We start from the raw sequence: 19178 nt of genomic DNA, 5'->3' as shown, positions 1-19178 counted from the left end.
TGATCGGGTGTTCCGGTCGATCCGCGGTCAGGCCGCGGCGTCGACGACGTTGAGGACGGTGGTCTGCCGGGCGCCGGTGCGCACGCGACGATAGCCGAGCAGCGGATGCCGCGAGCCGGCCGGTTCGCCGCCGAGACCGTCGTCGGCGTCGATGTAGAGGACGGGTGGGACGAGCGTGGCGACCTTCGACGACGTCGCGACGATCGACACCCGGTCGGGACCGAGGGCCGCCAGCACCCGCGGGCTGAGCTCGTGGTTACCGCGGCCGAGGAGGAAGCCCTGACCGCCGACGACGCCGAGCACGAGGCGGGGGTCGGCGGCGGCGGTCACGACCGCGAGCAGGCGCTCCTCGTCGACGTCGGGCTCGACGCGGCCGGAGGGATGGCGCACATCCACGCCGCGAAGGGTGCCGGCGACGCCGAGGGCATCCGCCAGCGCGGCCGCGGTGGTGCCGGGGCCGATGATCCAGGTCGTCGCGGGCCCGCTCGCGCGCAGCAGCTCCGCCGCGATCGCGCGGCGCTCACCCTCGTCGGACGATGCAGAGGCGCCCCCCTTCGCGCCCTGCAGGGGCTCGCCCGCGCGGGCGGCGCGCAGAGCGGCGATCACCCCCGTCGAGCCGTCGGCCGCAGCATCCAGGACGTCGGCGGTCTCGTCCCACGCCCGCCCGGCCGTCAGCTCCGCGAGCAGGCGTCCCGCGGCCTCGGGCGAACGGGAGAAGACCTGCGAGTGCATCTTCACGCCCGAGGGCACGCCGATCACCGGCACCGCCAGGCCGATCGCCTCGGCGATGTCGGTGGCCGTGCCGTCTCCGCCGGAGAACAGGAGGGCGTCGATGCCGTCGGCGACCAGCCTCCGTGCCGCCGCGAGGGTGTCGAGGCGGGTGGTGGGTCCGATAACCGTGCCGCCGGCGGCGATGCCGGCGTCCCGGTCGGCCTCGACGTGCGCGTCGAAGCCGGCGGAGCGCAGGGTGTCCGCGCCGAGCAGCCCGGGAGCCGGGACCAGTCGCGCGGCGCCGCCGCGCGACCGCCACGTCTCCAGCGCCCGCACGAGGCGGCGGCTCGCGCGCCCGGCCGCGACCGCGTCGGCGAACCGATCGGCCGCGAGGCGATCGGTGCCGTGCATCGCCAGCGTGCCGCCGAACCCCGCGATGGAATTCAGCAGCACGCCGACGCGCGTCGTCATCGTCAGGACGCGCTCCGCTGGGCCTGGACCGCGCGGTCCAGTCCGGCGCGGACGCCCGCGACCATGCGCTCCAGCTCGTCGCGGGTGGTGACGAACGGCGGAGAGAACGAGACGGTGTCGGCCTCCGGCAGCGCGCGCGTGATGACGCCCGCCTCACGGGAGTGGAGCGTCACCGCCGTCGCGAAGGCGCCCTGCGCCGCGAACGGCCGCAGCGGCTCGCGCGACTCGACGAATTCCAGCGCGGCCATCAGGCCCTTGCCGCGGATCTCGCCGACGTGCGGGTCGTCGCCGAACTCGGCGTGCAGCAGCTCGTGCAGGTAGGCGCCGTTCTCCGCCACCTGGGCGATGAGGCCGTCGCGCTCGATGATGTCGAGGTTCGCCATGGCGGCGGCCGCCGCGAGGGGGTGCGCGGAGTAGGTGTAGCCGTGACCGAAGCTGCCGTATTTCGCCGACCCCTCCAGCAGCACCTGCCACACCTTCTCGCTCACGAGGACGGCCGACAGCGGCACGTAGGCCGAGGTGATGCCCTTCGCGACGGTCATCAGGTCGGGACGCATCCCGACGGCGTCGCTGCCGAACGGCACGCCCAGACGCCCGAAGCCGTTGACGACCTCGTCGGCGATCAGCAGCACGTCGTAGCGGTCGAGCACCTCCTGGATCTTCGGGAAGTACGTGTCGGGCGGCACGATGACGCCGCCCGCGGCCATGACCGGCTCGGCGATCATCGCGGCCACGGTCTCGGGACCCTCGTCGAGGATGAGCGTCTCGAGCTCTGCGGCGAGCGCGGTCGAGAACTCCTCGTCGGTCTGGCCGGGCGCCCGCTCCCACAGGCGGTGCGGCGGACGGACGTGGCGGATCATCGGCAGCGGCAGGTCGAAGCCGTCGTGCAGGTTCTTGAGTCCGGTCAGCCCGCCGGACAGCACGGTCACACCGTGATAGCCGCGACGGCGGGAGATGATCTTCTTCTTCTCCGGCCGGCCGAGCACGTTGTTGTAGTACCAGACGAGCTTGGCCTGGGTGTCGTTCGCGTCGGACCCGGAGTTGCCGAAGAAGACCTTGCTCATCGGCACCGGCGCCATGCGGATCAGCCGCTCCGACAAAAGCGCGGGCAGCTCCGTGCCCATGGAGGAGAACGCGTGGAAGTACGGCAGCTTCGACGCCTGCGCGTGGAGCGCATCGGCCATCTCGGGGTGCGAGTAGCCGACGTTCACGCACCACAGCCCCGCCATGGCGTCGAGGTAATCCCGGCCGTTGTGGTCGGTGACGGTGGCGCCGTGACCCTCGACGATCGTCAGCGGCGGCCCGTTCTGCTCGTGGGCCGCGAGGTTGGTCATGGGGTGGAACAGGTAGGCCCTGTCCAGCTCCTCGATCTGCATTCGGTACACCTTCGTTCGTTCGCTTTACGCACTACTGGTCGCATTTCGCACATTACCCGTATGCTGGACGCGGTTCAAACGATTTTCGATGTTCACAGAAAGCAGTAGGTGATCATGTCCTCCACCCGTCGCGCACTCCTCGAAGGCGATCTCCTGCGCACCCAGCTCCATTACGGAGGGCAGTGGCGCGACGGCTCCGCCGGCGAGCGCCGCCCGGTCACCGATCCGGCGACCGGCGAGGAGATCGTGCAGGTCGCCGTGGCCACCGCCGAGGACGTCGAGGCGGCCGTCCAGGCGGCGCACGAGGCCTTCCTGTCGTGGTCGAAGGTGCCCGCGCCCACCCGCGCCCGCACGCTGCGCCGCTGGTACGACCTCGTGGTCGAGAACGCCGACGACCTCGCCCAGATCCTGACGTGGGAGCAGGGCAAGCCGCTGGCGGAGGCCCGCGCCGAGGTGCTCTACGGCGCCTCCTTCATCGAGTGGTTCGCCGAGGAGTCCAAGCGCCTGTACGGCGAGGTCATCCCCACCAACAACCCCGACCGCCGCATGATGACCACGCGCAACGCGGTCGGCGTCACCGCCGCGATCACCCCGTGGAACTTCCCCGCGGCGATGATCCTGCGCAAGGCCGCTCCCGCGCTGGCCGCCGGCTGCTCCATGATCATCAAGCCGGCCGGCGAGACGCCGCTGTCTGCCTTCGCCCTCGTCGCGCTCGCGGAGAAGGCGGGGCTCCCCGCCGGTGTGCTGAGCGTGGTGAACGGCTCCGGGGCGCTCATCGGCGAGGTGCTCACGGGTCACGACCTGGTGCGCACGATCAGCTTCACCGGCTCCACCGAGGTCGGACGCACCCTCATGGCCCAGTCGGCGGGCACGCTCAAGCGGCTCGCCCTCGAGCTGGGCGGCAACGCGCCGCTCATCGTCTTCGACGACGCCGACCTCGCCAACGCCGTCAAGGGCACGATCGACTCGAAGTTCCGCAACGCCGGGCAGACGTGCGTGTGCGCGAACCGCATCTACGTGCAGGCCGGCATCCACGATCGCTTCGTCGACGCGCTCGCCGAGGCCATCGACAAGCTCCGGGTCGGCGACGGCCTCGAGCCGGAGACCACTCAGGGCCCGCTCATCTCGCAGGCGGCGGTCGACAAGGTGGCCTCCCACATCGCGGATGCCACGGCGAAGGGCGCCTCGGTGGTCCGCGGCGGCGGCGTGAACGAGCGTGGCGGCACCTTCTTCGACCCGACGCTGCTCGTCGGCGCAACCCAGGACATGGTCGTGGCCCGCGAGGAGACCTTCGGGCCGCTCGCGCCCGTCTTCAAGTTCGAGACGGAGGAGGAGGCCATCGCGATGGCCAACGACACCGAGTTCGGACTGGCGGGCTACTTCTTCAGCCGCGACATCGGCCGGGTCACCCGCGTGGCCGAGGCGCTCGAGGTGGGCGTCGTCGGCGTCAACACCGGCCTCATCTCCTACGAGGGCGCGCCCTTCGGCGGCATCAAGCAGTCCGGCATCGGCCGCGAGGGCTCGCTGCACGGCATCGACGAGTACACCGAGCTGAAGTACATCTGCATCGAGGGCGTCTCGTGACAGATCCCACCCGCATCTGAGGAGCACGTCATGGTGATCACCGCGCCGGAGACGGACCGGGCCTCCGGGGAGTTCGTCCAGTCGCTCGACCGCGGGCTGGCCGTCATCCGGGCGTTCTCGAACGACCACGACATGCTTTCGCTCGCCGACGTCGCGAAGATCACCAACCTCAGCCGCGCAGCGGTGCGGCGGGCCCTGCTGACCCTCGAGACGCTGGGGTACGTCGGCAGCCGTCAGAGCCGCTTCTACCTCCGGCCGCGCGTGCTCGACCTCGGGTACGCGTTCCTCTCCTCGTCGTCGAGCATCGACATCACGCAGGACGCCCTGCGGCGGCTGTCGGCGCAGGTCGGCGAGTCGGTGTCGGCCTGCGAGTACGACGACGGCGACGTGGTCTACGTCGCGCGCGCGGCGACAGAGACGATCATGCCCATCCGGCTCGGGATCGGGCGCCGCCTGCCGGCGTTCTGCACCTCCACGGGCCGGGTGCTGCTGTCGCAGATGTCCGCCACCGAACTCGACGCGTACTTCGCGATGTACCCGCGCGAGAAGGTCTCGCCCGTGACGGTGACCGACGAGCAGGCGCTCCGCGAGATCCTCGCGCAGGTGCGGGAGCAGGGATGGTCGCTCAACGACCGCGAGGTCGACCTGGGCGCGCGATCGATCGCCGCCCCCATCGTCGGCGCCGACGGCCGTTACGTCAGCGCCGTCAACATCTCCGTCTCGACCTCGCGCGTCTCCGTGGAGCAGCTGCTGTCGGACTTCCTTCCCCAGCTGCTCAGCGCGACCGCCAAGATCAGCGCGGACCTCGCGATGATCCAGCGCCGCGACACCTGATCCCGCTCGGTGACACCGGTGCGGCGTCGCCGCGCCGGTCGTCCCGCGCGACCGTTCCCGAAGAAAGAGAGACCCCCGTGGCACGTCCCGCCTCCCGTCTGTTCAGCCCCATCACCGTGAACGGGCTGACGATCCCGCACCGCCTCTGGGTGGCGCCGATGTGCATGTACTCCTCGGTGGACGGGATGCCGGCCGAGTGGCACCTCGTGCACCTCGGGTCGTTCGCCATCGGCCGGGCGGGCATGATCATGACCGAGGCCGCCGCCGTCTCGCCCGAGGGCCGCATCAGCCCCGACGACGTCGGCATCTGGAACGACGAGCACACCGCCGGCTGGCGGCGCGTGGTGGACTTCGTCCACGGCATGGACAGCCTCATCGGCATCCAGCTGTCCCACGCCGGCCGCAAGGCGTCGACCTACCCGCCCACCCGCGGGCGGGGTTCCGTGCCCGCGGAGGAGGGCGGCTGGACGACCCTGGGCCCGTCCGACACCCCCTACGGCACCTTCACCGTTCCCGTCGCGATGGACGCCGACGACATCGCGAAGGTCGTGCGCGACTACGCCGACGCCGCCACGCGCGCGGTGGAGGCGGGGTTCGACCTCGTCGAGATCCACGCCGCCCACGGCTATCTGCTCGGGCAGTTCCTCTCCCCCACCTCGAACCGTCGCACCGACGCGTACGGCGGCGACGCCGCGGGCCGGGAGAGGCTGCTGCACGAGGTGATCGCAGCCGTGCGTGCGCGCATCCCGGCCGACATGCCGCTCGTGCTGCGCGTCTCGGCCACCGAGTGGGTGCCGGACGGCGTGACCGTCGAGGACACCATCGAGACCCTGCGGCGCATCGACGGCGTGGACCTCGTCAGCGTCTCGTCGGGCGGCAACGACCCACGCCAGGCGATCCCGTCCGGTCCCGGCTACCAGCAGCCCCTGTCCCGCGCCGTGCGCGCGGCCGTCGACCTGCCGGTCGGCGTGGCCGGTCTCATCACCACGCCCGAGCAGGCCGAGGCCGTGCTCGGCGCCGGCGATGCGGACGTCGTCTACGTCGCCCGCCAGTTCCTCCGCGAGCCCACCTTCCCGCTGCGCGCGGCGGCCGCCCTCGGCGGGGAGCTCGCGTGGGCGTGGCAGTACAACCGCGCCAAGTACGTCGAGTCGATTCCCTGATCGGCGCGGGCGGCACCACGCCTCCGTGCACGCGAACGGCCGTCCGGATCACCGGACGGCCGTTCCGCGTGGACGGCGGCGGGTGTCAGGCCGCGGACACGGCGAACCGTCCGGACTCGGGATGCCGCGGCATCCGCTCCCCGGATCAGTGCGTGTGGGGATCGCCCGCGGCGTCCGAGACGGCCGAGGCCGGGGACGCGGCGATCTGGTGCTCCACCGTCATACCCTCCCGCACCCACGTGACGCAGGTGCGGGTGTTCGGCACGCCGTCCACCACCATGACGCAGTCGAAGCACACGCCCATCCCGCAGTAATACCCGCGGGGGGCGCGGCGCTCGGTCTCGCGCAGCGCGAGGTCGCGATCGGCCATGACGGCCGCCGCGACGCTCTCTCCCTCGTAGGCGAGCGCCGGACGCCCGTCGAGCACGATCCCCACCCGCGGGCCGCGCTCGAGGCCGTGCCCCGGCACGCGCCCGGAGCGTGCGCCGCTCATGCCGCCGCCTTCTCCGTGAGCATGCCCTCCTCCAGGAGGATGGCACGCATCGCCTCGAGCTTGGCGGGGTCGGTGACCGGGAGGCGCGGGCTGCGCACGTGGCCGGCCGGCTGGTCGAGCATGTGCATGAGGGCCTTGAGCTGAGCCTGGTACGACCCGAAGTGACCCGCCCAGCCGCCGGGCAGCCACAGCTTGGGGAAGAGGCGGTCGGCGCGCTCGGCGTACTCCTGCATGGGAGCGAAGTCGCCGCGCCAGTAGTCCTCCCAGAACGCGGGGTCGGGGCGGCCGTTGAGAGAGCCTCCGCCGACGAACCCGTCGCCGCCCTCGGTGCGCAGCACCTCGACTCCGCGGGCCGACATGTACGGGCCGAACACGCGCACCCGGTCGCGCACGCGACGGGAGGTCTCGAAGAACTGGTCGGCGTCGGGCGTGCTGTCCTTGATCGCCACGACCGAGTCGATGTCGGCGAGGCGGTCGGCCAGGTCGCTGCCGATGTCGATGCCGGTGCCGTGCGGCCAGTTGTAGACCACGAGGGGTGCCTTCACCCGGTCGCTGATGTCCTCGTACCAGGCGACGACCTCGTCGGGGAACAGCTTGATGTACGGCGGCGGCGAGGCCAGCACGCCGTCGGCGCCGGCGGCGAGCGCGTGGGAGGCCAGGTCCTGCACGTTCTCCGCACGGTTGGAGGTGCAGCCCACCAGCACGCGCAGCCGGCCGGCCGCGGCGGCCACCGCCGTCTCGGCGACGGCCTTGCGCTCGTCGGCGCTCTGGGAGAACCACTCGCCGCAGGTGCCGTTGATCACGGCGCCGTGCATCCCGCGCTCGGCGTACTGGTCGATGAGCGCCGCCAGGGTGTCGAGGTCGAGGTCGCCCGACTCGGTGAAGGGGGTGACCACGGCCGGGAAGTACCCGGCCCAGTCGACGTCGTCGCGGTTCATGCGTGTGCGCTCCTCGGATGTGTGGGGAAGGGATGCTGCGGCTCAGACCAGCGCGGCGTTGCCGCGATCCAGCGAGAACCGTTCGGGGAAGGGGGTGACCGTGCCGGGGCGGTCGAGGATGCTCTCGGCCACCTGACGGGCGTAGATCGGCGAGAACGTGAAGCCGGTCGTGGCGACGCAGGCGTAGTAGCCCGGCACGAGTGCGGATTCGCCGACGATGGGCGACAGGTCGTCGGTGAAGGCGATGACCCCCGACCAGGTGCGCACGACGCGCACGTCCTCGAGCGCGGGCACGACGTCGAGGGCCACCCGGAGGTTGCCTGCGGCGCTGCGCCACTGCGTCGGGTAGCGCCGCGGGTAACCGGTCGATCCCGTGGGCCACCCGCCGCCGATGATGAACGACCCGTGCGTGCTCTGCTTCAAGGTCAGTCGACGGCCGATGTGCTGCACCATCGAGGGCAGCAGGGGGCTCCGCGATTCCGTCACGTTCACGTGCAGGCCCTCGCGGCGGATCGGGAAGCGCAGGCCGACCATCGCCGCCTGCTCCCCCGCCCAGCCGCCGGCGCAGTTGACCACGCGGCGGGCGCGGATCCTGCCGCGGGTGGTGTGCACGGTGAAGCGGTGCGCCGCGGACGCGTCGTCGACGTCGATCGCCAGCACCTCGCTGTGGGTGCGGATGCGGGCTCCGTGCTCGGCCGCGCGCCGGGCGTAGAGCAGCGCCGTCAGGAGCGGGTTGGCGTGGCCCTCGAGGCCGCAGTAGGTCGCGCCGAGCACGCGGTCGGAGAAGTAGGGCGCGCGATCGCGCAGCGCTGCTCCGGTGAGCACCTCGGTCTCGATGCCCGCCTCCTCCTCGAGGAGGTGCTTCTCGTGCAGCAGTGCGAGCTGCTCGGGCGTCTCGGCCACCATCCACCCGCCGGTCTGATGCAGACCGAGGTCGGCGTCGAGCTCCTCGCCGAGCCGCGTCCAGAGGCCGTAGGCCTCCACGCTCGAGCGCGCGTCGCTCAGCAGCCGGGCACGGTCGGCCTCGGCGCCGCGGCCGGAGAGCTGGTGGATGGCGAGCTGGAAGTGGAAGCTGCCGGCGTTGGTGCCGGATGCCTCGCGGTTCAGCTCGGCGCGTTCGAGCAGCTCGACCTCGACGCCCTCCTTCGCGAGGTAATAGGCCACGGCGGCGCCGGCGATGCCGCCGCCGATCACGAGGACGTCGGTCTCGGTGACCGGACCGCGGGCGCTGCGCACGACCTCCTCGGGAACGAGGTCGGTGCGGGGAGGTTCGACCGGGGCGCCCTCCTTCGCCTCGAACAGCCCGGGGTCGGTCACCTCGGCGTCGGCGATCGCGCCGATGGCGGTCGGACGCAGCGGCATGCGCGGCGTGGCAGGCGGGATCTCCGCGATGGGCACGTCGCGGGCTGCAGCGATCATGGCGGCGATGTGGCGGCCGCACATGCGCCCCTGGCACGGGCCCATGCCCGCACGGGTGGCGCCCTTGACCGCGCTGACCTCCGGCGCCTCGGCGATGGCCTCGGCGATCGCCCCCGCGGTGACGCTCTCGCACCGGCAGACCACGGTCTCGGGGGTGGCCAGCTCGAAGATGCCGTCGCCGACGCGGTACATGCGATGGGTGGCGTCGGTGAGGGCGCGGCGCCGGCCGACGCGCGTCAGGAGCGGGGCGGCGGAGGCCGCGGCATCCGCTGCACTCATGCGTCCGGCGTCCTGCGCCACGGCGAGGGCGGCGATGCGCCCCTCGTCCACGGCGACCGCGGAGCCCTCGACACCGGCTCCGTCGCCGACGGCGTAGATGCCGGCGACGTCGGTGCGACGCCAGGCGTCCGTGCGGATGACGGGACCGCCGAGGTCCTCCCGGCTGTCGAACGCGCAGCCGACGAGGCGGAGCAGCTCCGTCGAGGGCGTGAAGCCGTAGCCGACGCACAGCACGTCGGCCTCGACGGTGGTCTCGGTGCCCGGGATGACGCGCCAGTCGGCGTCGACGCGGGCGTGCACGACGCGCTCGACGCGGCCGTCGCCCTCCGCGCGCACGACGATGCGGCCGTACTTCAGGGGGATCCGGTGGCGGAGGAGAGCCGCCTGGTAGGCCGCGGCGTCGCGGAGCAGGCCGACGTTGCCGGGAGCCGCCCGCGCGATGCGGACCAGATCGCCCGGCGAGGGGGCGGGCCCGGCCTCGAGCGCGGCGACGATGTTCGCGCCGTACCCGGCGAGCTGCGCCGGGAACGCGAGGGCGACGGGGCCGGAGCCGGCGAAGACGATGCGCTCCCCGGGGATGACCGACTGGGTCTTGGCGAGGGTCTGCAGGCCGCCGGCGGTGATGACGCCGGGAAGGGTCCACCCGGGGAAGACGACGGGGCGGTCGTTCGCGCCCGTCGCGACGATCACCCGCGCGGCGCGGACCGGGGCGACGGGGCCGCCGTCGGTCTGCACCATGGCGGTCCAGCCCTCGTCGGAGGGGGCGAGGTCCACCACCGTCGTGCGCAGGAGGAGGTGGGCGCCCGAGGCCTCCGCCTCCTCGATGAGCGCGCGACCGGCGCGGTACTGGGCGCCCATCTCTCGGGCGTCGGTGACCCGCATGCCCGGTCCGGGCTGCTTGTACACCTGCCCGCCCAGGCTGGGGCGCTCGTCGATGAGCGCGGCACGCAGCCCCGATGCGGCGGCGGTGGAGGCCGCCGCCATGCCGGCGGGGCCTCCCCCGACGATCAGGACGTCGTAACCGCGCTCATCTACAGCCATGGATCAGCAGCCGTCCGGCATGGCGGGCATGGTCGGCGCCATCCACTTCGTGTACAGCTCCTCCAGCGTGCCGTCGTCCTGCGCCTTGCACAGGAAAGCGTCGAGCTTCTCGGTCAGGGCGGAGTTGTCCTTCTGGACGCCCCACGCGCCGTAGTAGAGGCTCAGCGGCTCGTCGAGGTCGAGCACCTCCAGCTGTCCGGAGTTCGACCGGTCGAACTCCGCGAGGATGTAGTCCTCCACGACCGTCGCGTCGGCGCGACCGGAAGCGACCTCCAGCAGAGCGGCGTTCTGGTCGGGGAAGGAGGAGACCGTCGCGTTCGGGAAGGTGTCCTTGACGAGGGTCTCCGAGGTCGACCCCTGCAGAGCCGTGATGACGACGCCCGCCTGGTTGTAGTCGTCGACGGTGTTGCCGCGCGTCGAGCCCGGCTTCACGCCGAGGATCGTGGCGTAGGGCACGTATCCGCGGCTGAAGTCGATGACCTTCTTGCGCTCGTCCGTGGCTCCGAGACCGACCGAGACCATGTCGAACTGCTTCGCCTGGAGGCCCGGGATGAGTCCGTTGAAGTCGAGGTTCTGGATCTCGAGCTTGACGCCCATGTCGTCGGCCAGCGCGTTGAGCAGGTCGACGTCGTAGCCGCTGGGCGTGTCCCCATCGAGGAACATCTGCGGCTTGTACTGCAGGTTCATGCCGACCACGAGCGTACCCGGGGTCATGAGCCCGTCGCTGCTGGAGGCCGCGTCGCCTCCGGCCGCAGCCGACCCCTCCGGTGCCGCGGTCGACCCGCCGCCGCAGGCGGTCAGTGCGAGGGCTGCTGCCGCGACGGCCGCGATGAGCGGCAGCCGCAGCTTCTTGCTGAATCGTGCGTTCACGGTGATCTCCATTCGTGTGATTTCGGGATGCGGAGGTGGTGCGGGGTCGGTAGCCGTGTCACTTCACGGCGGACATCGGGACGGTGAGCGGCGACGCGGTGCGCAGACGCTCCACGACGCGGGCGATCTCGCGCTGCTGCCGCGACCGGAGCCAGCGGCCGATGAAGCCGAGCGGGGGCCGCACGTAGGCGCCCTCGATGAGACGGAAGATGAGGTCGATCGCGAAGGCCGCCAGCACGTAGATGATGGCCGCGGCCGTGTAGAGCACGAACGGCTGGAAGGTCGTCGCGACCAGGTTCTGGGTGACGCGCACCACCTCGAGCAGGCCGATCACGGTGAAGGTCGAGGTGTCCTTGACCATGCCGATGAACATGCTGCCGATGTTGGGCAGAGCGATCTTCACCGCCTGCGGCAGGGTGACGGAGAAGAAGATCTGCACGGTGCGCATGCCCAGCGCCCAGCCGGCCTCGGTGTGCCCCGGGGGCACGGCCTGCAGGGCCGAGCGGAAGATCTCCGCGAAGAACGCGCTGTAGAGCAGCGAGAGCGCGATGACGCCCGCCTGGAAGACGGTGAAACGTACGCCGAGCAGCAGGGCCAGGCCGAAGTAGACCCAGATGACGCTGACGAGGGCGGGCACGCCGCGGAAGATGTTGATGTAGGCCAGCGCGATCCAGGCGACCGGCTTCGGACCGGAGCGCAGGACGGCCAGGAGGAGCCCGAAGACGAGGGAGATCAGCAGGCCGACGATGGCGACGGATGCCGCGGTCCACAGTCCGCCCAGGAGAGCGTCCCGGTTGTCCCAGATCAGGCCCCAGTCGTAGTCGAGGATCGACATCACATCACCGCCCGGAGGAACTCGCGAGCGCGGTCGCTCGAGCAGTTCTCGTAGAAGCCTCGGGGTCCGGTCTCGACGATGCGGCCGTCCTCCATGAACACGTTGAGATCGCCGATCTCCTTGGCGAAGCCGATCTCGTGGGTGACGACGACCATGGTCATCCCCGTCTCGGCAACCAGGCGCATCGTCTTGAGCACCTCGCCCACGAGCTCGGGGTCGAGGGCCGACGTCGGCTCGTCGAAGAGGATGACCTCCGGCTCGAGCGCCAGCGCGCGGGCGATCGCGACGCGCTGCTGCTGACCGCCCGAGAGCTCGGCGGGGTAGTTGCCCGCCCTGTCGAGCAGACCGACCTGCCGCAGGGCGACGGCCGCGGCATCGCGTGCCTCCTGACGGCCCATGCCGTGCACCTTGCGCAGCGGCAGACCGACGTTGTCGAGGGCGCACAGGTGCGGGAACAGGTTGAACTGCTGGAACACCATGCCGACCTTGCGGCGGAGGGCCAGGCGTCCGCCGCGGCGCACACCCGCCTCACCGGGCAGTCCCGGTCCGTACTCGACGCCGTCGACCTGGAGCGAGCCGGAGTCGGGCTCGGCGAGGAGGTTGATGCTGCGCAGCACGGTGGACTTGCCCGAGCCCGAGGGCCCGAAGAGCACCACGTGCTGGCCGCGCTCGATCTCCAGGTCGATGTCGTGCAGCACCTGCGTCTTCCCGAAGGACTTGTTCACCCCCCGCAGCCGGATGATGGGGGTGTCCACGACGGCCCCCGTGGGGGATGCCGCTGCCGATGCCCTCGTCCTCATGCCCTGACCTCCGTCACACTCACGTACAGCTCGTCCGGGTCGCGGAAGTAGGCGTACCGCCAGCTCCGGCCGCCGCCGAGATCGATGTCGACCGGCTCTCCGACGAGCTCCACGCCGAGCTCCCCGAGGTGCGCGACGGCCAGGTCGAGGTTGCGGGCGCCGAGAGAGAACTCGAAGGTGCCGAGGTGGCCCCACTCGCCGCGCATGTCGGGGCCGGCCGGGTCCTGCTGCACGGGCTCGAGCGAGCCGCCGTGCGGGCTCATCAGGAGCATCATGCGCTGGCTGGGCGGCGTGCGGCCGACGGCCTCGAACCACGGGTTCATGGGCTCGTTGACGCCCTCCATGTCGAAGAGCTTCGAGGTGAAGCCGAGGGAGCGGTAGAACTCCTCCGTCCGCGCGGAGCTGCCGACGCCGAAGGCGACGTGGTTCACGCCCTGCGGACCGCTGGGATGCGGCCAGCCGGATTCCAGCGAACGCCACTCGATGAACTCGATCTTCGCCCCGTCGGGATCCTCCACATAGGAGAGGCCGCAGTGGGTGTCGTAGGGCTCGAGGATCTGGTCGTTGGGGTCCATCAGGACGGTGTGGCCGGAGCGGACGAGGCCGTCGTGGAACTCCTCGTAGTCCTTCACGTGGATGCAGACCTCGCACACCCCGGGCTCGCCGTAGGCGAAGCCGTCGGGAAGAGGCGGCTGCGGGCGGTCGAGGATCTGCACGAGCTTGATGCCCGAACGGCCCAGCACGGTCGGCGTCGCGCTGCGCAGATACACCACGCGCGCGCGGGTGGTCGCGTGGCCCGTGACCTGCGCGAGGCCGCCCAGGTCGCCGGTGTGGTCGAACACCACGTCGACGAATCCGAGTCCCGCGTAGAAGCGGACGGACGCGTCCATGTCGGACACCCCGACCCCGATGTGGTCGAGGCCCAGCAGGGTGCCGAACTGGTGGTCCGGTCGGCTCATTCCATCTCCCATCGAGCTGCGGCACGTGCGGGCCGCTCGCATCGGCAGGGGCCGATCGCGTTGAAGCGATGTTTGCACAACGAACAAATGTCCGCAATACGCACACTATCGTTCGTATTGCGATAGTTCGTTCGCATATCGTACAGTTTGACGAATCCGAGGAGGGAGCCATCGTGATCGACGGCGCAGAGACGACGGGCAGCGAGCCCGTCGGACCGGCGGGCCTGCTGACCGGCCGGCGGTTCCTCGTCACCGGCGGCGCACGCGGCATCGGCGCGGCGGTCGTCGGCCTGCTCGCCGCCCACGGTGCGCACGGCGCCGTGATCGACCTGGGCGAGCCCGAGACGGCCGGCCCCTGGCCCGCGCGGGCCGCCGACGTCGCCGACGAGCGCGCGATGCGCGAGGCGGTCGCAGATCTGGTCGCTCACGACGGGCCCTTCGACGGTCTCGTGGCCGCCGCGGGCGTCGTGCCGTCCTGGCACTCCCCCGAGGACATCGACCTCGACGACTTCGACCGCGTCCAGCGCGTGAACACCCGGGGGATCGTCGTGTCGCTCAAGACGGTCGTCCCCGGCATGCCCGACGGCTCCACCGTCGTGGCCATCGGCTCGCTCAACTCCTGGAAGGGCGACGCGCACCTCCTCTCCTATGTCGCGAGCAAGCACGCGGTGCTCGGCATCGTCCGCTCCGCAGCCCTGGCGCTGGGCTCCCGCGGCATCCGGGTCAACGCCGTCGCGCCGGGCCCGGTGGCGACCGAGGCGCTCCTCTCGCGCATCGACAGCAGAGTGGATGCCACGGGCCGCACGCGCGACGAGGCGCTGGCGTCGTCGGCCTCGGCGACGGCCCTGCAGCGACTGGCCACTCCCGATGACGTCGCCGGCGCCGTGCTCTTCCTCTCCAGCCCGCTGGCTGCGGCCATCACCGGGCACCTGCTGCCCGTCGACGGCGGCCTGTCGTGAGGAGGGCGGGATCATGACCTCGCTCGCGGGGCGCACCGCGCTCATCACCGGCGTCTCGGGGGGCATCGGCACGGCGCTGGCCGCGACCTTCGCCCGCGAGGGCGCTGCGGTCGTCGGCACCTATCGCCGACGTCGCGCCGAAGCGGAGGCGGCGGTCCCGGGCGGATTCGCCCACCTGCTCGACGCCGACCTGTCCGACGCGGACGCGGCACGCGATCTCTGGCGGCGCGCGCGGGACGCGGCATCCATCGACACCCTCGTCGTCAACGCGGCCGCCCTCGCATCGACCGCCCTCGACGCCGCCGACGACGAGTGGGACGACGGCTGGCAGCGGTCGCTGCAGACGAACGTCGTCGCCGCCTCGACCCTGATGCGCGCCGCCGCCGCCGACTTCGCCGAACGGGGGTCGGGATCGATCATCGCGATCTCGAGCTGGGCGGCCGAGCAGGGATCGCGCCTGCCCGATCTGGGCGCCTACGCCGCCTCGAAGGCCGCGCTCCGCAACTTCGCCCAGACCCTCGCCCGCGCGACGGCGCGCGACGGCGTGCGCGTCTACACCCTCGCCCCCGGTCCGGTCGGCACCGGCATGGGCACGGTGGACCGCGACGAGGACGAGATCCGCGCGGTCGCGGACGGCCTCGCGATGGGCCGCCACGTCGACGCGCAGGAGATCGCCGAGCTCGCCGCCTTCCTGGCGAGCGACCGCTGCCCCAGCCTGACCGGATCCACCCTCGACCTGAACGGCGCGAGCTACATCCGCTGACGCGGTGCCGCCGCCACGAGCACGACCTGCGAATCGGACGCCTCCATGACCTCACCCTCCCGCCCTGCGTCACCCGGCCCCGCGGCCGACGCCGTCGCCGTCATCGGCGCCGGCGGGATCGGCGTCGCCTGGGCCGTCCTGTTCTCGGCCGCCGGCGTGCGGGTGCGCCTCTACGAGGCGAACGCGACGGTGCGCTCCCGCGCGATCGCGGAGGTGCGCTCGAAGCTGGACGAGCTCTCCGGCGCCGGCCTGCTGGAGGAGGACGCCGGCGAGGCCATCTCGCGGGTGGCCGTCACCGACACGCTGGCGGAGGCCCTGGACGGTGCCGCGTTCGTGCAGGAGTGCGTCGTCGAAGACGTCGACGTCAAGCTCGCGCTCTTCGCCGAGATGGACCGGCTCGCCGACCCGGCCGCGGTGCTGGCCAGCTCCACCTCGACGATCATGGCCTCTCGCTTCGCCGACGGCCTCCCCGGCCGCCACCGCTGCGTCGTGGTGCACCCCGGCAACCCGCCCTACATCCTCCGCATCGCCGAGATCGTCCCGGCCGCCTTCACGTCCGACGAGACGGTCGCCGCGGCGAGCGCCCTGATGCGCCGGGTCGGCATCACGCCGATCGTCCTCCACCAGGAGATCGAGGGGTTCGCCTTCAACCGTCTGCAGGGAGCGCTGCTGCGCGAGGCGTACTGCCTCGTGCGCGACGGGGTGGTCTCGCCGGCCGACCTCGACACCCTGGTACGGGAGGGGCTCGGCCTGCGGTGGTCGGTCATCGGTCCCTTCACCACGAGCGAGCTCAACACCCGCGGTGGCCTGCGCCGCCATGCGGAGGTGCTCGGGCCCATCTACGCGCGCATCGGCATCGAGCGGGCGGCCGAGAATCCCTGGACCCCCGAGACTGTCGAGCACGTCGCGACCGAGATCGAGGCACGCCTGCCGCACGCCGCCTGGGAGGAGAACGTGCGCGAGCGCGACCGTGCCATGATCCGGCTGTCCTCCCTGCTGCGGGGCTTCACCAACCCGCTGGCACCTGCTCCGGCCGCAGCCCCCGCGCACGATGCAGCGGCCGACGGCACGGAGAGGCCGGCCACCGCTCCGTCGGGGCATCGCGACCGTTCGGCACACGACGGGGGCGCGGAGGCGAAGGCACCCGACGTCGGACGGGTATCCCGGGTCTCGTCGGTGCGTCTGTAAAGTTCGGACGGGCTCACACCGTAGCAATGGGCGCTCCAGGCGGGCGTAGACTGACCGTTTGTGAGCACCGACGCGACATCCTCCGTTCAGATCGGCGCCTGGTCGATGCTCGGCACCCCCGCGGCGGCATCGCTGATGTCGCGGGTCGGCGCCGACTGGGTGGTGCTGGACTCGCAGCACGGCCTGTACGACGACGCCGGCGTGATCGCCGCCGTCCCGGCCGCGTCATCCGTGCCCGTGCACGTCCGGGTGAGTGCGAACACGCCCGCCCTCATCGGACGAGCCCTCGACGCGGGAGCAGCCGGCGTCATCGTGCCGATGGTGCAGGATGCCACGGAGGCCGCCACTGCGGCATCCGCATGCCGCTACGCGCCCGAGGGGACCCGCTCGTGGGGGCCGCTGGCCGCCTACCGCGGCGAGCCCACCGTGCCCCCCGCCGAGGCGAACGCACGTGTCTCGTGCGCGGTGATGGTCGAGACCCCCGCCGCCGTCGCCGACGTCGACGCGATCGCCGCCGCCCCCGGGGTCGACATCGTGTTCGTCGGCCCGTTCGACCTCTCGATCGCGCTCGGGATGGACGTGGCGGATCTCCTCGCCGACCGCACGCCCGGCAACCCGCTGGACCGCATCGTGACGGCGTGCCGCGCCGCGGGAACCGTCGCGGGAGCCTTCGCCGGTGGGCGGGATGCCGCGGACGCCCTGCTGGGGCGCGGCTTCACCTGGGTGGCCGTCGCGGTCGACACCCAGCTCATCACGGCCGCGGGCACCGCGCTCGTCGCCGACACCCGCGGCGCAGCCCGCCGCCCGGAGGAGAACCGATGACCGATACCGTCCGCCGCATCGCCGACGAGTACGTCCGCGCGCTGGCCGCGCACGAGCCCGCCGCCGCCCAGGCCCTCGGCGAGCGGCCGAGCCGCCCGCTCGCCGACCTCTCGCCGGAGTGGCTCGAGGAGCGCTACGCGCTGCAGGGCGAGACCCTGCGCCGCCTGGCCGACCTGCCCGCGGACGCCGGCGACGCGGTGCTCCGCTCGGCGATGACGGAGCGGCTCGCCAGCGACCGCGGCTTCTACGACACCGGCTTCACACCGCGGATGGTGGCCGGCCTCGCGAGCCCCGTCCACCTCATCCTGGAGAGCATCGAGGGGCTCCCGATCTCCGACGACGAGGCCGGCATGGCCGTGCTCGAGCGACTGGAGGCGGCACCGGCATCCGTCGACGACTACATCCGCGCGCTCGAGCGCGCCCAGGAGCTCGGACGTCGGGGTCGGTTCACCGGCACGGGCGTCGCCGCCGTGCGGCAGATCGACCTCCTCGCCCAGCAGGTGGAGGGCTGGGTGGCCACCGACTACTTCGGTCGCATCCCCCGCGACGAGGGCCTCTCCCCCGCCGCCTCCGCGCGCGCCGACCGCGCCGCGCGCGAGATGGCGGAGGCGCTGACGCGCCTGTCCCGCTTTCTGCGGGACGACCTCCGGGCCGACGCCCCCGAGGAGGACGCGATGGGCGAGGACGTCTACCCCGCCATGGTGGCGAGCATGCTGGGGACCCCGGTCGATCTCCGGGAGGTCTACGCCTACGGGTGGAGCGAGCTCGAGCGGCTGGTCGCCCAGTCGCGCGATCTGGCGTCGCGGCTCGGCGGTACCGGCACCGACCTCGTGAGGTCGGCGGGCGCGCTGCTCGACGAGGATCCCCGCTACCGCCTCGAGGGCGTCCCCGCGATCACCGCGTGGCTCCGGCAGCGCGTCGACGAGACCACGCGGGCGCTGCAGGGCGTCGCCTTCGACCTGCCCCCGACGATCGCCGACGTCGACTGCCTGGTGTCCCAGGCCTCGAGCGGCGTGGTGTACTACACACCGGCACCCCCGAACTCCCGGGTGCCGAGCCGCATCGTCTGGACCATCCCCAGCGGCGTGCCCTTCGCCGCCACGTGGCACGAGGTCTCCAGCGTCCACCACGAAGGACTGCCCGGACACCACCTCGAGCACACGGTCAACCGCGCCAACGCCGACCTGCACCCCTGGCAGCGCTACCTGTGCGAGGTGCATGGCTACGCCGAGGGATGGGCGCACTACGCGGAGGGACTGTCGGACGAGCTCGGCCTCATCCGCGACGACGCCGAGCGTCTCGGCATGGTGCTGGGTCAGATCTGGCGCGCGGTGCGGATCGTGGCGGACATCGGCATGCACACCGGCTGGCCCGTGCCCGCGACCCCGCTCACCGATCAGACGCGGTGGACGCCGCAGCTCGCGCGGGAGTTCCTGGAGGAGTTCGCCTTCGTCGAGCCCGATCTGGCCCGGTTCGAGGTCGACCGCTACCTCGGCATCCCCGGTCAGGCACTCGCCTTCAAGGTCGGCGCCAAGCTGTGGGTCGACGCGCGCACGGCGTGGCGTGCCCGTCACGGCGACGACGCACCGCTGCGCGACTTCCACCGCGACGCGCTCGCCCTCGGCCCCATGGGGCTCGGCCCGCTGCGCGACCTGCTGCTCGCGGACTGACCCGCC

At 72.1% G+C, this 19178-nt stretch carries 17 protein-coding genes; 8 read left to right on the top strand and 9 right to left on the bottom strand.

What is annotated here, in order from left to right; genetic code table 11:
* Positions 1-27 precede the first annotated feature (27 nt).
* Both ABC304_RS08525 and ABC304_RS08520 read right to left on the bottom strand, forming a co-directional pair.
* Positions 28-1182, bottom strand: coding sequence for an ATP-NAD kinase family protein (locus ABC304_RS08525; RefSeq protein ID WP_412930177.1), 1155 nt, complete (start codon positions 1180-1182; stop codon positions 28-30).
* Between the two features lie 2 nt (positions 1183-1184).
* A complete protein-coding gene (locus tag ABC304_RS08520; protein WP_412930176.1) occupies positions 1185-2558 on the bottom strand; it encodes an aminotransferase in 1374 nt (457 codons plus the stop codon).
* Positions 2559-2672: 114 nt separating this feature from the next.
* Between ABC304_RS08520 and ABC304_RS08515 the strand changes: the two genes are divergently transcribed.
* The 3 genes from ABC304_RS08515 (at position 2673) to ABC304_RS08505 (ending at position 6136) form a co-directional block, all read left to right on the top strand.
* Positions 2673-4142: an NAD-dependent succinate-semialdehyde dehydrogenase gene (locus tag ABC304_RS08515; protein WP_412930174.1), complete on the top strand. Its 1470-nt coding sequence runs from the start codon at positions 2673-2675 to the stop codon at positions 4140-4142.
* A 30-nt stretch (positions 4143-4172) separates the two neighbouring features.
* A complete protein-coding gene (locus ABC304_RS08510) occupies positions 4173-4976 on the top strand; it encodes an IclR family transcriptional regulator domain-containing protein (RefSeq protein ID WP_412930173.1) in 804 nt (267 codons plus the stop codon).
* Between the two features lie 77 nt (positions 4977-5053).
* Positions 5054-6136 (top strand): NADH:flavin oxidoreductase/NADH oxidase, encoded by a 1083-nt coding sequence (locus ABC304_RS08505; protein WP_412930172.1) that lies wholly within the window; start codon positions 5054-5056, stop codon positions 6134-6136.
* Between the two features lie 145 nt (positions 6137-6281).
* Here ABC304_RS08505 and ABC304_RS08500 read toward each other — a convergent pair whose 3' ends face one another.
* The 7 genes from ABC304_RS08500 to ABC304_RS08470 are packed head-to-tail and all read right to left on the bottom strand — an operon-like array spanning position 6282 to position 13770.
* Positions 6282-6629, bottom strand: coding sequence for a (2Fe-2S)-binding protein (locus ABC304_RS08500; protein ID WP_412930171.1), 348 nt, complete (start codon positions 6627-6629; stop codon positions 6282-6284).
* Positions 6626-7567 (bottom strand): dihydrodipicolinate synthase family protein, encoded by a 942-nt coding sequence (locus ABC304_RS08495; protein WP_412930170.1) that lies wholly within the window; start codon positions 7565-7567, stop codon positions 6626-6628. The genes ABC304_RS08500 and ABC304_RS08495 overlap by 4 nt, the downstream gene beginning before the upstream one ends.
* 42 nt (positions 7568-7609) lie before the next feature.
* Positions 7610-10306, bottom strand: coding sequence for an FAD-dependent oxidoreductase (locus tag ABC304_RS08490; protein WP_412930169.1), 2697 nt, complete (start codon positions 10304-10306; stop codon positions 7610-7612).
* 3 nt (positions 10307-10309) lie between these two features.
* A complete protein-coding gene (locus ABC304_RS08485; RefSeq protein ID WP_412930168.1) occupies positions 10310-11176 on the bottom strand; it encodes an ABC transporter substrate-binding protein in 867 nt (288 codons plus the stop codon).
* Between the two features lie 58 nt (positions 11177-11234).
* Positions 11235-12011, bottom strand: a complete 777-nt coding sequence (locus ABC304_RS08480) for an amino acid ABC transporter permease (protein ID WP_412930166.1) — start codon at positions 12009-12011, stop codon at positions 11235-11237.
* The gene (locus ABC304_RS08475; protein WP_459564423.1) at positions 12011-12766 is read right to left on the bottom strand and encodes an amino acid ABC transporter ATP-binding protein; all 756 of its coding nucleotides are present in this window, start codon (positions 12764-12766) and stop codon (positions 12011-12013) included. Before ABC304_RS08475 ends, ABC304_RS08480 begins: the two co-directional genes overlap by 1 nt.
* Before the next feature lie 41 nt (positions 12767-12807).
* A complete protein-coding gene (locus tag ABC304_RS08470) occupies positions 12808-13770 on the bottom strand; it encodes a VOC family protein (RefSeq protein ID WP_412930165.1) in 963 nt (320 codons plus the stop codon).
* A 173-nt stretch (positions 13771-13943) separates the two neighbouring features.
* Between ABC304_RS08470 and ABC304_RS08465 the strand changes: the two genes are divergently transcribed.
* The 5 genes from ABC304_RS08465 to ABC304_RS08445 are packed head-to-tail and all read left to right on the top strand — an operon-like array spanning position 13944 to position 19172.
* Positions 13944-14729, top strand: a complete 786-nt coding sequence (locus ABC304_RS08465) for an SDR family NAD(P)-dependent oxidoreductase (protein WP_412930164.1) — start codon at positions 13944-13946, stop codon at positions 14727-14729.
* Positions 14730-14742: 13 nt separating this feature from the next.
* On the top strand, positions 14743-15492 hold the full coding sequence (locus ABC304_RS08460) for an SDR family NAD(P)-dependent oxidoreductase (protein WP_412930163.1): 750 nt from the start codon (positions 14743-14745) through the stop codon (positions 15490-15492).
* A 45-nt stretch (positions 15493-15537) separates the two neighbouring features.
* The gene (locus ABC304_RS08455) at positions 15538-16680 is read left to right on the top strand and encodes a 3-hydroxyacyl-CoA dehydrogenase (RefSeq protein WP_412930161.1); all 1143 of its coding nucleotides are present in this window, start codon (positions 15538-15540) and stop codon (positions 16678-16680) included.
* A gap of 60 nt (positions 16681-16740) precedes the next feature.
* Positions 16741-17502: an HpcH/HpaI aldolase family protein gene (locus ABC304_RS08450; protein WP_412930160.1), complete on the top strand. Its 762-nt coding sequence runs from the start codon at positions 16741-16743 to the stop codon at positions 17500-17502.
* Positions 17499-19172, top strand: a complete 1674-nt coding sequence (locus tag ABC304_RS08445; protein ID WP_412930159.1) for a DUF885 domain-containing protein — start codon at positions 17499-17501, stop codon at positions 19170-19172. The genes ABC304_RS08450 and ABC304_RS08445 overlap by 4 nt, the downstream gene beginning before the upstream one ends.
* Positions 19173-19178 lie beyond the last annotated feature (6 nt).

The organism is Microbacterium jepli (assembly GCF_047237905.1).
GTDB lineage: Bacteria > Actinomycetota > Actinomycetes > Actinomycetales > Microbacteriaceae > Microbacterium.
Note: the sequence above shows the minus strand (reverse complement) of the source record. Positions and strands in the feature narration are given on the sequence as shown.

What these genes read in the sequence shown, in the direction of transcription:
- ABC304_RS08525 (WP_412930177.1), bottom strand. Translation starts at nt 1,182, where the DNA reads ATGACGACGCGCGTCGGCGTGCTGCTGAATTCCATCGCGGGGTTCGGC.
- ABC304_RS08520 (WP_412930176.1), bottom strand. Translation starts at nt 2,558, where the DNA reads ATGCAGATCGAGGAGCTGGACAGGGCCTACCTGTTCCACCCCATGACC.
- ABC304_RS08515 (WP_412930174.1), top strand. Translation starts at nt 2,673, where the DNA reads ATGTCCTCCACCCGTCGCGCACTCCTCGAAGGCGATCTCCTGCGCACC.
- ABC304_RS08510 (WP_412930173.1), top strand. Translation starts at nt 4,173, where the DNA reads ATGGTGATCACCGCGCCGGAGACGGACCGGGCCTCCGGGGAGTTCGTC.
- ABC304_RS08500 (WP_412930171.1), bottom strand. Translation starts at nt 6,629, where the DNA reads ATGAGCGGCGCACGCTCCGGGCGCGTGCCGGGGCACGGCCTCGAGCGC.
- ABC304_RS08495 (WP_412930170.1), bottom strand. Translation starts at nt 7,567, where the DNA reads ATGAACCGCGACGACGTCGACTGGGCCGGGTACTTCCCGGCCGTGGTC.
- ABC304_RS08490 (WP_412930169.1), bottom strand. Translation starts at nt 10,306, where the DNA reads ATGGCTGTAGATGAGCGCGGTTACGACGTCCTGATCGTCGGGGGAGGC.
- ABC304_RS08480 (WP_412930166.1), bottom strand. Translation starts at nt 12,011, where the DNA reads ATGTCGATCCTCGACTACGACTGGGGCCTGATCTGGGACAACCGGGAC.
- ABC304_RS08470 (WP_412930165.1), bottom strand. Translation starts at nt 13,770, where the DNA reads ATGAGCCGACCGGACCACCAGTTCGGCACCCTGCTGGGCCTCGACCAC.
- ABC304_RS08460 (WP_412930163.1), top strand. Translation starts at nt 14,743, where the DNA reads ATGACCTCGCTCGCGGGGCGCACCGCGCTCATCACCGGCGTCTCGGGG.
- ABC304_RS08455 (WP_412930161.1), top strand. Translation starts at nt 15,538, where the DNA reads ATGACCTCACCCTCCCGCCCTGCGTCACCCGGCCCCGCGGCCGACGCC.
- ABC304_RS08445 (WP_412930159.1), top strand. Translation starts at nt 17,499, where the DNA reads ATGACCGATACCGTCCGCCGCATCGCCGACGAGTACGTCCGCGCGCTG.